This window comes from Metapseudomonas otitidis, assembly GCF_011397855.1.
GTDB lineage: Bacteria > Pseudomonadota > Gammaproteobacteria > Pseudomonadales > Pseudomonadaceae > Metapseudomonas > Metapseudomonas otitidis.
The window spans coordinates 5,121,718-5,134,264 of sequence record NZ_AP022642.1 but is presented as its reverse complement, the minus strand read 5'-3'; the positions used below and the strand labels follow the sequence as shown (position 1 = coordinate 5,134,264).

At 68.1% G+C, this 12,547-nt stretch carries 14 protein-coding genes and 1 pseudogene; 7 read left to right on the top strand and 8 right to left on the bottom strand.

Features of this window, described 5'->3' with window-relative positions; all coding sequences use genetic code 11:
• Positions 1 to 100 precede the first annotated feature (100 nt).
• Together PotMrB4_RS23755 and upp are read right to left on the bottom strand one after the other, a co-directional pair.
• Positions 101 to 1,378, bottom strand: coding sequence for a uracil-xanthine permease family protein (locus PotMrB4_RS23755; protein WP_044407442.1), 1,278 nt, complete (start codon positions 1,376 to 1,378; stop codon positions 101 to 103).
• Between the two features lie 3 nt (positions 1,379 to 1,381).
• Positions 1,382 to 2,020, bottom strand: a complete 639-nt coding sequence (upp, locus tag PotMrB4_RS23750; protein WP_044407439.1) for a uracil phosphoribosyltransferase — start codon at positions 2,018 to 2,020, stop codon at positions 1,382 to 1,384.
• 256 nt (positions 2,021 to 2,276) lie between these two features.
• On the opposite strand from upp, the gene PotMrB4_RS23745 reads away from it, so the two are divergent.
• Positions 2,277 to 2,834 (top strand): hypoxanthine-guanine phosphoribosyltransferase, encoded by a 558-nt coding sequence (locus PotMrB4_RS23745; RefSeq protein WP_044407436.1) that lies wholly within the window; start codon positions 2,277 to 2,279, stop codon positions 2,832 to 2,834.
• 5 nt (positions 2,835 to 2,839) lie between these two features.
• A pseudogene (locus tag PotMrB4_RS23740) lies at positions 2,840 to 2,995 on the top strand (WbuC family cupin fold metalloprotein); the annotation flags it as partial.
• Between the two features lie 61 nt (positions 2,996 to 3,056).
• Here PotMrB4_RS23740 and dauA read toward each other — a convergent pair.
• The gene (gene dauA / locus PotMrB4_RS23735; protein WP_172434641.1) at positions 3,057 to 4,778 is read right to left on the bottom strand and encodes a C4-dicarboxylic acid transporter DauA; all 1,722 of its coding nucleotides are present in this window, start codon (positions 4,776 to 4,778) and stop codon (positions 3,057 to 3,059) included.
• Between the two features lie 124 nt (positions 4,779 to 4,902).
• On the opposite strand from dauA, the gene PotMrB4_RS23730 reads away from it, so the two are divergent.
• From PotMrB4_RS23730 to PotMrB4_RS23720, 3 genes are all read left to right on the top strand, one after another.
• Positions 4,903 to 5,418 (top strand): hypothetical protein, encoded by a 516-nt coding sequence (locus PotMrB4_RS23730; protein WP_142014549.1) that lies wholly within the window; start codon positions 4,903 to 4,905, stop codon positions 5,416 to 5,418.
• A 61-nt stretch (positions 5,419 to 5,479) separates the two neighbouring features.
• Positions 5,480 to 5,767, top strand: coding sequence for a PA4642 family protein (locus tag PotMrB4_RS23725; protein ID WP_074973473.1), 288 nt, complete (start codon positions 5,480 to 5,482; stop codon positions 5,765 to 5,767).
• 111 nt (positions 5,768 to 5,878) lie between these two features.
• On the top strand, positions 5,879 to 7,177 hold the full coding sequence (locus PotMrB4_RS23720; RefSeq protein WP_172434640.1) for a WD40 repeat domain-containing protein: 1,299 nt from the start codon (positions 5,879 to 5,881) through the stop codon (positions 7,175 to 7,177).
• Positions 7,178 to 7,254: 77 nt separating this feature from the next.
• Here the strand turns inward: PotMrB4_RS23720 and mqo are convergent, their stop codons facing one another.
• Together mqo and PotMrB4_RS23710 are read right to left on the bottom strand one after the other, a co-directional pair.
• Positions 7,255 to 8,775 carry a malate dehydrogenase (quinone) gene (gene mqo, locus PotMrB4_RS23715; RefSeq protein ID WP_172434639.1) on the bottom strand — a complete coding sequence of 507 codons (1,521 nt, stop codon included), beginning with the start codon at positions 8,773 to 8,775 and terminating at the stop codon, positions 7,255 to 7,257.
• Between the two features lie 342 nt (positions 8,776 to 9,117).
• A complete protein-coding gene (locus PotMrB4_RS23710; RefSeq protein WP_172434638.1) occupies positions 9,118 to 9,351 on the bottom strand; it encodes a hypothetical protein in 234 nt (77 codons plus the stop codon).
• A gap of 173 nt (positions 9,352 to 9,524) precedes the next feature.
• On the opposite strand from PotMrB4_RS23710, the gene PotMrB4_RS23705 reads away from it, so the two are divergent.
• Positions 9,525 to 10,109 (top strand): YajG family lipoprotein, encoded by a 585-nt coding sequence (locus PotMrB4_RS23705; RefSeq protein WP_044407415.1) that lies wholly within the window; start codon positions 9,525 to 9,527, stop codon positions 10,107 to 10,109.
• A gap of 58 nt (positions 10,110 to 10,167) precedes the next feature.
• Here PotMrB4_RS23705 and PotMrB4_RS23700 read toward each other — a convergent pair whose 3' ends face one another.
• Genes PotMrB4_RS23700 through PotMrB4_RS23690 form a run of 3 tightly spaced genes read right to left on the bottom strand, consistent with a single transcriptional unit; the run spans position 10,168 to position 11,237 of the window.
• Entirely contained in the window at positions 10,168 to 10,782 is a 615-nt protein-coding gene (locus PotMrB4_RS23700) for an SOS response-associated peptidase (protein WP_160482017.1), read from the bottom strand.
• A gap of 12 nt (positions 10,783 to 10,794) precedes the next feature.
• Positions 10,795 to 11,055, bottom strand: a complete 261-nt coding sequence (locus tag PotMrB4_RS23695; protein ID WP_044407409.1) for a putative signal transducing protein — start codon at positions 11,053 to 11,055, stop codon at positions 10,795 to 10,797.
• Positions 11,055 to 11,237 carry a CPXCG motif-containing cysteine-rich protein gene (locus PotMrB4_RS23690; RefSeq protein WP_074973461.1) on the bottom strand — a complete coding sequence of 61 codons (183 nt, stop codon included), beginning with the start codon at positions 11,235 to 11,237 and terminating at the stop codon, positions 11,055 to 11,057. Before PotMrB4_RS23690 ends, PotMrB4_RS23695 begins: the two co-directional genes overlap by 1 nt.
• A gap of 106 nt (positions 11,238 to 11,343) precedes the next feature.
• Between PotMrB4_RS23690 and PotMrB4_RS23685 the strand changes: the two genes are divergently transcribed.
• Positions 11,344 to 12,507 carry a 1-acyl-sn-glycerol-3-phosphate acyltransferase gene (locus PotMrB4_RS23685; RefSeq protein WP_172434637.1) on the top strand — a complete coding sequence of 388 codons (1,164 nt, stop codon included), beginning with the start codon at positions 11,344 to 11,346 and terminating at the stop codon, positions 12,505 to 12,507.
• The last annotated feature ends 40 nt before the right edge of the window (positions 12,508 to 12,547 follow it).

Genomic DNA, 12,547 nt, shown 5'->3' with positions numbered 1-12,547 from the left:
GCTGAAGCCCACCCTGCGCGTTGTCGCTTGGCCCGTATGGCGTTGCACGAGCCCCCAATAAAAAGCCCCGCGATGGCGGGGCTCTTTATTGGGGCAGGACTCAGATGTCCGGTGTGTCGTCCGCAGCCTTGTGCTTCCAGGTCTGGTGACCGGGCAGGATCAGGTTCAGGGCGATGGCGACGATGGCGCAGAGGGCGATGCCCTTGAGGCCGAAGTCGTCCTGGCCGGTACCGGTGCCCACCAGCATGCCGCCGATGCCGAACACCAGGGTGACGGAGACGATCACCAGGTTGCGCGCTTCGGCCAGGTCCACCTGGTGGCGAATCATGGTGTTCAGGCCCACGGCGGCGATGGAGCCGAACAGCAGGCAGAGGATGCCGCCCATGACCGGCACCGGGATGCTCTGCAGGATGGCGCCGAACTTGCCGATGAAGGCCAGGCCGATGGCGAACACCGCCGCCCAGGTCATGATCTTCGGGTTGTAGTTCTTGGTCAGCATCACCGCGCCGGTCACTTCCGCGTAGGTGGTGTTGGGCGGGCCGCCGAACAGGCCGGCGGCCGAGGTGGCCAGGCCGTCGCCCAGCAGGGTGCGGTGCAGGCCCGGGGTCTTCAGGTAGTTCTTGCCGGTCACGCTGCCCACGGCGATGACGCCGCCGATGTGTTCGATCGCCGGGGCCAGGGCCACCGGTACGATGAACAGGATGGCCTGCCAGTTGAACTCGGGGGCGACGAAGTTGGGCAGCTCCAGCCAGGGCGCCGCCGCGATCTTGGCGGTGTCCACCACGCCGAACCAGAAGGACAGGACGAAGCCCACCAGCACGCCGGCGATGATCGGCACCAGGCGGAAGATGCCCTTGCCGAAGACCGCGACGATGAGGGTGGTGAGCAGTGCCGGCATGGAGATCCACATGGCGGTGCCGTAGGGGATCAGCTGGGTACCGTCACCGCCCTTGCCCATGGCCATGTTGGCGGCGATGGGGGCCATGGCCAGGCCGATGGAGATCACCACCGGGCCGATCACCACCGGCGGCAGCAGGCGGTCGATGAAGCCGGTGCCTTTGATCTTCACCGCCAGGCCCAGGAAGGTGTAGACGAAGCCCGCCGCCACCACGCCGCCCATGGTCGCGGCGAGGCCGAACTGGCCCTTGGCGAGGATGATGGGGGTGATGAAGGCGAAGCTCGATGCCAGGAACACCGGCACCTGGCGCCCGGTCACCAACTGGAACAGCAGGGTGCCCATGCCGGCGGTGAACAGTGCGACGTTCGGGTCCAGGCCGGTGATCAGCGGCATCAGCACCAGGGCGCCGAAGGCCACGAAGAGCATCTGCGCGCCGGACAGCACCTGGCGCCAGAGCGGATCGTTGTAGTCGTCGCTCATGGATCAGGTGTCCTTCTGCTTGGTGCCGAAGATCTTGTCACCGGCATCGCCCAGGCCCGGGATGATGTAGCCATGTTCGTTGAGCTTCTGGTCGATGGAAGCGGTGTAGATCATCACGTCCGGGTGGGCGTCGTTGACCACCTTGATGCCCTCCGGCGCGGCCACCAGCACCATCGCGCGGATTTCCTTGCAGCCGGCACGCTTGAGCAGGTCGATGGTGGCGACCATGGAGCCGCCGGTGGCCAGCATCGGGTCGATGATCAGCGCCAGGCGCTCGTTGATCTCCGGCGCCAGCTTCTCCAGGTAGGTGTGGGCTTCGAGGGTTTCCTCGTTGCGCGCCACGCCCACGGCGCTGACCTTGGCCCCCGGCACCAGGCTGAGCACGCCGTCCAGCATGCCGATGCCGGCGCGCAGGATGGGCACCACGGTGATCTTCTTGCCGGCGATCTTCTCCACCTGCACCGGGCCGGCCCAGCCCTGGATCTCGTAGTTCTCCAGGGGCAGGTCGTTGGTGGCTTCGTAGGTGAGCAGGGCGCCGATTTCCTGGGCCAGTTCGCGGAAGTTCTTGGTGCTGATGTCGGCGCGGCGCATGAGGCCGATCTTGTGGCGGATCAGCGGGTGGCGGATCTCTCGAATGGGCATGTGGAATCACTCCGGCGGGCTGGCAAAAAAATCGCGATAGATTAAAGCATTGCCCGTGCCATGTCGTGAGATGACTCATGGGTCACAGGGCCGCGGGCTTCCCCTGTGGGCGCGCTTGGCGCACCATCGCTCACTCGTCCGGCAGGGCTTGCCGGGAGGAGGGCGGATGGGTAACGTTGCGCCCTTTTTTTATTGACGCCCCGGACAGCTTCCGTCGGAAGCGGGGCCCGACCAGCCGACCTGAGGAACCCTCGCCATGCCCGTCGATCTCGCCCACATCCGCCAGGTAATGGCCGAAGCCGATTGCCTGTTCACCGATGCCCAAGTCGAGGCCGCCATCGACCAGGTCGCCGCCGCGATCAACGTCGACCTGGCCGAACGCAACCCGGTGGTGTTCTGCGTGATGAACGGCGGCCTGATCTTCGCCGGCAAGCTGCTGCCCAAGCTGGCCTTCCCCCTGGAGCTGTCCTACCTGCACGCCACCCGCTACCGCAATGAAACCAGCGGCGGCGAGCTGTTCTGGAAGGCCAAGCCGGAAATCTCCTTCATCGACCGTGACGTGCTGATCATTGACGACATCCTCGACGAGGGGCACACCCTCGCCGCCATCATCGACTTCTGCAAACACGCCGGTGCCGCACGTGTGCACACCGCCGTGCTGATGGACAAGACCCACGACCGCAAGGCCCGCCCAGACCTGAAGGCCGACTACAAGGGCCTGGACTGCGAAGACCGCTACATCTTCGGCTACGGCATGGACTACAAGGGCTACTGGCGCAACGCCGCCGGCATCTTCGCCGTCAAGGGCATGTGACCCCCGTGGCCGCGCGCTTCCTCGACCAGGCGCTGTTCGATGGCCTGGCCGCAGGCGCCGCGGCCAGTCCGCGCCTGCGCCAGCACCACAACCTGCACGACATGGAGGAGCCCTGCCACCGCCTGGCGGTGGGCCTCCAGCCCGGCACCTACATCGCCCCCCGGGAAGGGGAGCCGGGTGTCGCCGACTACCTGGCCTGGATGCGCGCGCAGTTCCCCTGACTCACCCCGCCGGCTCACCCACCCAGCGCAGCGCCTTGGCCCGCGCCTGTTCCAGGGTCTGCACATAGGCCAGGCGGCCCTCCTCGCGGCGGATGCCGGCGCGGCGCAGCTTGAGGCGCACGCGCGGCGTGGTGCCCACCAGCACCAGGCCGATGCCCTGCCGGCGGTAGTCCTCCAGCAGGCTTTCGAGGGCCGCCAGGGCCGTCATGTCCAGCAGCGGCACGGCGCTGATCTCCACCACCACCACACGCACCTGCGGGTTGAGCATGCGCAGCACGCTCAGCGCCTTGTCGGCTGCACCGAAGAACAGCGGGCCGCTGATCACGTAGGGCACCACGCTGGCCGGCAGTTCCCCCAACGCGCGCTGGGCATGGCCGGGCATGGGCTGGGTGTCGGTCAGCTCGCTCATGCGCTTGATGAACAGGCCCGCCGCCAGCAGCAGGCCAACGCCAACCGCCAGCACCATGTCGAACAGCACCGTCAGCACCAGGCACACCAGCAGCACCACCACGTCGTTGCGCGGGGCGATGCGCAGGGTGTGCAGCACATGGCGTGCCTCGCTCATGTTCCACGCCACCATCACCAGCAGCGCGGCCAGGGCCGCCATCGGCAGGTAGCTGAACAGCGGGGCGAGCAGCAGCATGGCCGTCAGCACCACCCCTGCGTGGATGATGGCCGCCAGGGGCGAGAAGGCCCCGGCGCGGACGTTGGCCGCCGTGCGGGCGATGGCGGCGGTGGCGGTGATGCCACCGAACAGCGGCGCCACTAGGTTGCCCAGGCCCTGGCCGACCAGTTCGGCGTTGGGGTCGTGGCGAGTGCCGGCCATGCCGTCGGCCACCACGGCGCAGAGCAGGGACTCGATGGCGCCGAGCATGGCGATGGCGAAGGCCGGCGCGAGCAGCTGGCGGATCAGCTCGAAGGACAGCCGCAGCGGCTGGCCATCGGCACCGGGCAGGTTCCACGGCCAGGCGAAGTCCGGCAGGAAGGGCGGGATGCCGGGGTGGCTCACGCCGTCCAGGGTGTAGCTGAAGCGCTCGCCCAGGGTCGCCACCGGCAGGCCGAGGGTGTCCAGCAGCAGGCCCAGCAGGGCGCCCACCGCCAGGGCCACCAGGTGCCCCGGCACCTTGGGCACGAAGCGCGGCCAGACCAGCAGCACCGCCAGGCACACCATTGCCACCAGGGTGTCGCCCAGGTGCGCGCCGGGCAGTGCCAGGGCCAGCAGCTCCACCTGCTCCAGGTAGTGCTGCGGCGTGTGCGGCAGGCTCAGGCCGAACAGGTCCTTCACCTGCAGGGTGGCGATGACGATGCCGATGCCGGCGGTGAAGCCGAGGATCACCGGGTAGGGGATGAACTGGATCAGCCGCCCGAGTCGGCCCAGGCCCATGGCCAGGAGGATCAACCCGGCCATCAGCGTGCACAGCAGCAGGCCGCCGGGACCGTACTGCTGGGTGATCGGCAGCAGGATCACCACGAAGGCGGCCGTGGGGCCGGAGATGTTGAAGCGCGAGCCGCCGGTGAGGGCGATCAGCGGCGCCGCCACCAGTACGGTGTAGAGCCCGTGCTGCGGTGCCACGCCCACGGCGATGGCCAGCGCCATGGCCAGGGGGATGGCGATGATGCCGACGGTGACCCCGGCGCCGAGGTCGCCACGCAGGCGCTCCCACGAATAGCCCGCACGCAGGGTCTGGCGCAGGGCGGCGAACAGCGGCACGTTGGGCGTCATGGCGGCTCCTTGGCTGAAGGCCGGATTATAGGGCGGTCAGCACTGAGCGGTGTTGATCGGGCGGCTTGCGTCAGGGAAGCGACAGCCCCTAGAGTGCCCCGCTTGACCCAGCCGGGAGTTGCCGATGTCTCGCCGTACCCGCTTTGCCTGTGCCCTGCTGCTGCTGACCAGCCTGCCGCTGGCCGCCGCGCCGGCTCCGACCGCTCCCGCCGCCCCGCCCCACGCGGCCTTCCTGCCGCCCGACGATGCCGGCCTGCGCAGCGAACAGCCGGACCAGCAGGTGCTGCTGCAGGTGGTGGACTTCAGCGTCACCCTCGGCAACCAGCGCCAGTCCAGCCAGCAGCCGATCCCGATCACCACGCCGACCCTGGTCAAGCTGCGCGCCAAACCGGTGAGCAAGGCGGCCAAGGCCGGTGACCTGAGCACGGTGCTGATCCACTTCGAGGCGGACGGCAAGAGCCTGAAGAAGGCCGCCTACGACGCCGAGTCGCGCACCCTCACGCTGAACTACCCGCTGTCCCAGTACCGCCCGGTGCTCGACCTGCTGCGCAACGGCGGGCCGATCTACTGCCAGTTCCTCAGCTACCCCAACGGCCACGTGTGGGCCGACCTGCACCTGGGGCCGGTGCGGGTGCGTTGAGCCCCGGCCCGGCCCGGGGGTACACTGCCGGCCCCCAACGTGCGGCCAGAGAGAGCGAACGATGCGCAAAGACAAGAAGCAGGTGATTGGCGAAGAGATGAGCGACGACGCGATCAAGCTGTTCCTCGACTTCGAGCCCGCCGACGGCACTCCGTCCTCCCTGCACAAGCTGGTCAAGGCCTACCGTGGCCTGCGCATCGACGACTTCGAGCGCTTCCTCGGCTTCTTCCGCGAAGCGGGCCTGGACCTCGATGCCCGCGACGCCCAGGGCCAGGATTTCATCGCGCTGATCCGCGACCAGCGCCAGGCCGAGCCCTACATCGAAGCCGTCCAGGCGGCCCGTGGCTGACGCGCTACGACCTGTCCACCGGAAACCCGCCCTCGTGCGGGTTTCTGCATATATGGGCCGCGGAAAAACCGTGACCCAGCACACGAACCCCCGAACCGAAAGGAGTGAGCCATGACCAGGGACGACGCCCAGCGCCAGTGGCAGCAACAGACCCTCGCCTACGCCCAGGCGATCAACGCCTATGTGGAGCGTGGCCTGCGCGACGGCTGGGACAACGCCGGCAAGGAGCCCAGCGCCGAGGGGCGCGAGGTGCTGGTGCCGCACCTGCTGGAAGCGTTGCGCGACGCCAACCGCAATGGGCAGGTGGAGGCACTGCGCGACGCCTGGCCGCCGGCCCACGAGCCGCTGTTCGGGCACGTCAACGAGGAAGGCCAGTGCATCGCCCAGCTGGCGCTGCTGGACGACGGTTCGGTGCTCGCCCGCGTCGGAGCCACCTGGGAAGCCGGCCGGGTGGTGCGCATCCACGCCGATCGGGTGGAGGAGCTGCCGGGGCTGGAGTACTTCGGTGCCTGCCCGAACCGCCGGTTCTACGCCACCGCCGATGCCGCCGGCGTGGTGGTGCGTGAGGGCTGGGAGGGCCGCGAGGTGCTGCGCTGTGCCTGGCCCCGTGGCACCGAGGATGCCCCGGAGGGCGTGGAGCTGCAGCCCATCGAGGGCTTCCCCCGGCCGACGCGCCTGCAGCCGTTCCCGGATGGCCGGCGCGTGTTGCTGGTCAGTGCCGACGGCATCTTCGTGCTGGCGGCCGACGGTGCTCGGCGGCTGTACCCGGACAACGCCATGCTGCTGGAGTCCGCCGAGCCGGACGAGCCCCAGGGCACCGGCCTGTCCATGGAGCACGGCGCGGTGTCGGCGGATGGCCGCTGGATCGCCTTCGGCGCGCAGGACGGTCGGCACCAGTTGTTCGACGGCGAGCTGAACCCCGTCGCCCAGATCGGCCCCCACGGCGAGTACCCGCATTTCGCGCTGTTCAGCGGCGATGGCCGCAGCGTGGCCTTCAATGCCTGCCACTTCTACAACGGCGGCACCATCGCCGTGGACCTGGCGCGGGCGCCGGGCCTGGATTCCGACTACTACGAGGACGTCGAGGGCGTGACCCTGATCGAACCGGGCGCGCGGGTGTATGCCGGGGTGTCCATGGGCGACCGCTTCGTCCTCGGCGATGCCTATGGCTACCTGCGCTGCGTGGATGCGTCGGGCAATGCGGTGTGGCAGCACTACCTGGGCTCGACCCTGAGCGCCATGGACCTGTCCGCCGACGGCCGCACCCTGGTGGCGGCCAGCTACGCGGGGGTGGTGTCGATCATCGACCTGGAAGCCGGGCGCCCGGCGTGGCAGATCGGCACCGGCAATCACCGGGAGCGGCGGCGGTGGCTGTTCTGGAAGAGTGAGGAGCGCCCGCTGGCCTGGTAAGCAGCGGTCGTAACGGAGAGTCGGCATGGCCATAAAAAAACCGCCCATAAAGGGCGGTTTTTTCATTGGCACCCGGCTCAGCCGGCGGAAGCGGTGGCTTCCGGTGCCTGGGCGTCGATCAGGCCAAGGCGGGCGTCGGACTGGCGGCTGATCTGCCGGTAAAGTTCGGCGTCGTCCTGCAGCGCCTTTTCACGGGCCGGGAAGATCTCCTTCAGCTTGCTGCTCCACTCGGCAGAGCGGGCCTGTTCGCCGAAGCAGCGCTCGATCAGGTTGAGCATGATCGACACGGTGACCGAAGCACCCGGGGAAGCGCCCAGCAGGGCGGCGATGCTGCCGTCCTCGGCCGAGACCAGCTCGGTGCCGAACTGCAGGATGCCGCCTTTCTTGGCGTCCTTCTTGATGATCTGCACGCGCTGGCCGGCGATCTCCAGGCGCCAGTCCGCCGGATCCAGGTCCGGGTAGAACTTGCGCAGGGCGTCCAGGCGCTGCTCCTGGGACTGCATCACTTCCTTGATCAGGTAGCGGGTCAGGTCCATGTTGTCGCGGGCCACGGCCAGCATCGGGCCGAGGTTGCCGGGACGTACCGAGAGCGGCAGGTCGAGGAAGGAGCCGTGCTTGAGGAACTTGGTGGTGAAGCCGGCGTAGGGCCCGAACAGCAGGGATTTCTTGCCATCTACCACGCGGGTGTCCAGGTGCGGTACGGACATCGGCGGGGCGCCCACTTCGGCCTGGCTGTAGACCTTGGCCTGGTGGCGCTTGACCACCTCGGGGTTATCGCAGCGCAGCCACTGGCCGCTGACCGGGAAGCCGCCGAAGCCCTTGCCTTCCTGGATGCCGGACATCTGCAGCAGCGGCAGGGCGCCGCCGCCGGCTCCGAGGAAGACGAAACGTGCGGACACCTCACGGGTGCTGCCGTTCTGGGTGTTGCGGATGCTGACCGACCAGCCGCTGTCGGTGCGCTTCAGGCTGGTGACCTTTTGGAAGTAGCTGACCGCAGTACCCGGGAGGGTGGTCAGGTAGGCCAGCAACTTGTTGGTCAGGGCGCCGAAGTTCACGTCGGTGCCGTTTTCGGCACGGGTCGCGGCCACGGCTTCGTCGGCCGGGCGGGCCTGCATCATCAGCGGCATCCACTTGGCCAGGGTCTCGCGCTCTTCGGAATACTCCATGTGCGAGAAGGCGTGGTGCTGGCTGATCACCTCGAAGCGCTTGCGCAGGAACGGGATGTCCTTGCCGCGCACGAAGGACAGATGCGGAACCGGGTTGATGAAGTCACGGGCGCTGCCGAAGGCCGGCTTCCCGCTCATGTAGGCCCAGAACTGCTTGGACACTTCGAACTGGGTGTTGATGAGCACCGCTTTCTTGATGTCGATGGAGCCGTCGGCTGCCTGGGGGGTGTAGTTCAGTTCGCACAGCCCGGCATGGCCGGTACCGGCGTTGTTCCACGGGTTGGAGCTCTCCACGGCACCGGATTCGCGGAGTTCCGCGATTTCCAGCTTGATGCCCGGATCGAGTTCCTTCAGCAGTGTCGCCAGGGTGGCGCTCATGATGCCGGCCCCGACCAGCAACACGTCCACTGCTTCGTTCTCGTTTTGCGCCATTGCTCGCCACTCTCTCGTGAAGTAGTGAAAAACCGTCATCTCACGCTCTTTTGGAGACGTGAACCTCAAAAGAATCGCCTGCCTGGAGGCAGGCCGCTTCCATCGCGCGATGACACGCTACGTCCATGCAAAAGCGTTTGCATATCGGGCGGAAACAGCAGCAGGCCAGTAGTTGGCAGCGCGAATAGTGGGCGGCTCTCTGTGGGGCTGTGTGAAGTGCCGGCGCGAGGCGCGGCGGGTGTTGCGGGGCCCGATCAGGAGTCGACCTTATAATCGGGGGGCGATTGTAGCGGAGAAAGCGGGCGTGTTGAGCGTTTCCCGTGACTTTTATTCATCCATCGGTCAGGCCGCCAACGCGCGGGGCCTGCGGGCGTCCCGAGTGGCCTGGGAGAGGCGTGCACGCACCGGTAGGGGCTGGCCGATCCAGGACGGGGAGGGCTCCTCTACCTCGACCCAGTGACCGCGTGCCGGGGCCTGGGTGGCCTGGTGCAGGCCGCGGCAGATACCGGCCTCGTCCAGCAGGGCGAAGTGGCGGGTTTTGGCGCGGGGGGCCAGCAGGGACCAGAGGGACATCATCGTCGGGCTCTCCTTGGGTTCGGCACCGTTATCCCACCAGGGCGTGACAGGGTCATGACAGGAACCGAGCGGCCCCGGGCGCTGTCAGAACGCCATCGGCGTGTGCTCTGTCGGCGGGCCCGCCGGCTCGCTTATACTGCCGGCCTTTCGTTTCCGAACCTGGAGAATCAAGCATGCTGAACCGCGCGTTGCTCGGCCTGCTGGCCGCCCTCAGCCTGACCCTGGTCGGCTGTGCCCTCAGCCCGCAACAACTCAGCCCGCAACCCAAGCTCACCGGCCCGCTGACTCCGGTCGGCCAGGGCCAGCCGGTGGTGGTGCGGGTCGCCGATGGTCGTCCTTCCCCGGTGCTGGGCACCCGTGGCGGCCTGTACGCCGACACCAGCAACGTGACCGTGCAGGGCCAGGACATCCTGCCGCGCCTGCAGGCCGAAGCCGAGGCCGCCGTGCGTCTGCTGGGCTTCACCCCGTCGCCCAACGCCTACAACGCTCCCCAGCTGACCCTGACCCTGGCCGAGCTGAAGTACCAGTCGCCGAAGGAAGGCATGTACGTGACCGAGGCGGACATCAGTGCCACCTTCCGCGTCGACGTGCAGAACGCCACCCGTCGCTACAGCGGCCGCTACGGTGCTTCGCTGAACCAGCGCTTCGGCACCGCGCCGAACCAGGAGACCAACACCAAGCTGGTGAGCAATGTCCTGAGCGATGCGCTGACCCGCGCTTTCAAGGACCCGACCATCGGCCAGCTGCTGCTGCAGTAAGCAAGTCGATGACGAAAAACCCGGCCTTGAGCCGGGTTTTTTGTGCCTGCGATTCGCCCTAGGCCGGGGTCAGGCACTCGGGGCCATCGAGCTTCGGGTCGTTGACCAGGGTGGCCAGGGCGCGCTCGCGCAGGGGCGGGGTGGGGCCGTCGAGCAGGGCGTGGATCGTTTCCTGCGGGGTGTCGGCGTCCAGCCAGGCGCGCTGGCCGTCGGCGTCCAGCACCAGGGGGCGGCGCAGGTCGGCGGCCGGGCGGGTGATCAGGGCCAGGCTGAGGTACTCGGTGTCGCCGACCGGGAAAGGCTCCCAGAGTGCGGCGAAATGCAGCAGGGAGGTCTCGCCGCTGACCCAGTAGGGGCGCTTGCGCACCCCGCGCCATTCATAGAAGCCGTTGGCCGGTACCAGGCAGCGGCGGCGGCGCAGGGCGTCGCGGAACATCGGCTGTTCGGCCACCGTCTCGGCCCGGGCGTGGGCGGGGGTGCGCGACAGGTCGGTCAGCCAGGCCGGGGTCAGGCCCCAGCGGGCCAGGTCCAGCCGCTGGATGCCGTCCTGCTGGCGCAGCATCAGCACCTGCATGTTCGGCGCGAGGTTCCAGTGCGGGCGCTGGTCGGCGGGGAAGCCGGGCAGGGCGGCGAAGTCGGGGGACCAGCGGAACAGGGCGAAACGTCCGGACATGGGCTTCTCGGTTCAGCACAACAGGGTGCCGGGGCAGCCTTCCGGCTCGTCCCCGGGCACGGGCGAGGCGGCATTGTACGTGGCGATCAGGCACCGTGCCTGTTCGGCATCCGCCTCGTCCACCATCAGCCCCAGCAGCCCGGCACCGGGCAGTTCGCCAACGCCGCCGAGCAGGTGGGCACCGGCCAGGTGGGCGGTGATGCCCTCGCTGGCGAGCATGCCCAGCAGCAGCTGGGCCTCGATCAGGTCGCGGGGCTCGTAGATGCGCTGCATCACTCGTCCTCCCGGCGCACGTCCAGGCTCCAGTCGAGCCCGTCGGTGCGCAGGTCGAAGACGATCGGCCGGCAGCACACCGGGCAGTCCTCGATGTACTGCTGGTCGCCGCCGGACAGGTCGAGCAGGGTGTCCACCGCTTCGCCGCAATATGGGCAGTCGTACGCTTGTGTCTCCAGCATGTCGCCATATTCCCCTGTGACTTGAAGGTATAATCGCCGGTCTACTTCTGGCCCCGGATTGCGGGGCACATCCTTATCCACAGCCGCAGCAGAACAAGAGAACACGATGGGCGAATTCGAAGCCATCCGACCCTATGACGACGCCGAGGTGCCCGCGGTTCTGGCACGCCTGTTCGCCGACCCGGCCTTCATCGGGACGCTCACCCGCTACCGCTTCCCCCGGCTGGCGGGTCCGCTGGGCTGGCTGCTGAGGCCTGTTATAGCCCATCGGCTGCGCCGTGAGTTCCAGGGCATCGAGTCCGTGCATGCGCTGCAGGACAAGATCGAGCCCTACGTGGACACCACCATCGAGCGTGCCACCGATGGCGTCACCTACTCCGGAGTGGACCGGCTCAAGCCCGGCGGGGCCTACCTGTTCGTCGCCAACCACCGCGACATCGTGATGGACCCGGCCTTCGTCAACTACGCGGTCTACCACGCCGGCATCCCCACGCCGCGCATCGCCATCGGCGACAACCTGCTGCAGAAGCCCTTCGTCAGCGACCTGATGCGCCTGAACAAGAGCTTCATCGTCCACCGCAACCTGGCCGGGCGCCGCGAGAAGCTGGCGGCCTACCAGTTGCTGTCCGCCTACATCAACCATTCGATCCGCGAGGACGGCCAGTCGATCTGGATCGCCCAGGCGGAGGGCCGCGCCAAGGATGGGGATGACCGCACCGATTCGGCGATCCTCAAGATGTTCCACATGAGCCGCAAGGACGAGGCGTTCGCCGACGTGGTCCGCGACCTGCACATCGTCCCGGTGTCCATCAGCTACGAATACGACCCCTGCGACCAGGCCAAGGCCCGCGAGCTGTACATCCGCGCCACCACCGGCGGCTACGAGAAGGCGCCGGGCGAGGATGACGCGAGCATCGCCCTCGGCATCACCGGCTACAAGGGCCGGGTGCATGTGGCCTTCGGTGGCGAGATCGTCGACGAGGCGGCGGATGCCAAGCAGCTGGCGGCGGAGATGGACCGGCGCATCCTCACTGGCTACCGGCTGTTCCCGGTGCACTACCTGGCCTACGCGATGTGGGAGGGGCGTGACAAGGCGCTGGGCGTACCGGCGCTGGAAAGCCTGTTTGGGGCCGAGGAGATTGCCCGTGCGCGGGCCGAGTGGCAGCGCCACCTGAACGCCTGCCCCGAGGCGCACCGCCCGTGGCTGGTGCTGCAGTACGCCAACCCGGTGCGCAACCAGTACCGTACCCAGGCGGGCCTGCCGCTCTGAGGGCGAACAGGCCACAGCAAAACGGCGACCCTCGGGTCGC

Bases quoted from the DNA above. Each gene is read 5' to 3' on its own strand.
- mqo (WP_172434639.1), bottom strand. From the start codon at position 8,775: ATGGCGCAAAACGAGAACGAAGCAGTGGACGTGTTGCTGGTCGGGGCC.
- dauA (WP_172434641.1), bottom strand. From the start codon at position 4,778: ATGACGCCCAACGTGCCGCTGTTCGCCGCCCTGCGCCAGACCCTGCGT.
- upp (WP_044407439.1), bottom strand. From the start codon at position 2,020: ATGCCCATTCGAGAGATCCGCCACCCGCTGATCCGCCACAAGATCGGC.
- PotMrB4_RS23710 (WP_172434638.1), bottom strand. From the start codon at position 9,351: ATGATGTCCCTCTGGTCCCTGCTGGCCCCCCGCGCCAAAACCCGCCAC.
- PotMrB4_RS23720 (WP_172434640.1), top strand. From the start codon at position 5,879: ATGACCAGGGACGACGCCCAGCGCCAGTGGCAGCAACAGACCCTCGCC.
- PotMrB4_RS23700 (WP_160482017.1), bottom strand. From the start codon at position 10,782: ATGTCCGGACGTTTCGCCCTGTTCCGCTGGTCCCCCGACTTCGCCGCC.
- PotMrB4_RS23725 (WP_074973473.1), top strand. From the start codon at position 5,480: ATGCGCAAAGACAAGAAGCAGGTGATTGGCGAAGAGATGAGCGACGAC.
- PotMrB4_RS23685 (WP_172434637.1), top strand. From the start codon at position 11,344: ATGGGCGAATTCGAAGCCATCCGACCCTATGACGACGCCGAGGTGCCC.
- PotMrB4_RS23695 (WP_044407409.1), bottom strand. From the start codon at position 11,055: ATGCAGCGCATCTACGAGCCCCGCGACCTGATCGAGGCCCAGCTGCTG.
- PotMrB4_RS23730 (WP_142014549.1), top strand. From the start codon at position 4,903: ATGTCTCGCCGTACCCGCTTTGCCTGTGCCCTGCTGCTGCTGACCAGC.
- PotMrB4_RS23755 (WP_044407442.1), bottom strand. From the start codon at position 1,378: ATGAGCGACGACTACAACGATCCGCTCTGGCGCCAGGTGCTGTCCGGC.
- PotMrB4_RS23705 (WP_044407415.1), top strand. From the start codon at position 9,525: ATGCTGAACCGCGCGTTGCTCGGCCTGCTGGCCGCCCTCAGCCTGACC.
- PotMrB4_RS23690 (WP_074973461.1), bottom strand. From the start codon at position 11,237: ATGCTGGAGACACAAGCGTACGACTGCCCATATTGCGGCGAAGCGGTG.
- PotMrB4_RS23745 (WP_044407436.1), top strand. From the start codon at position 2,277: ATGCCCGTCGATCTCGCCCACATCCGCCAGGTAATGGCCGAAGCCGAT.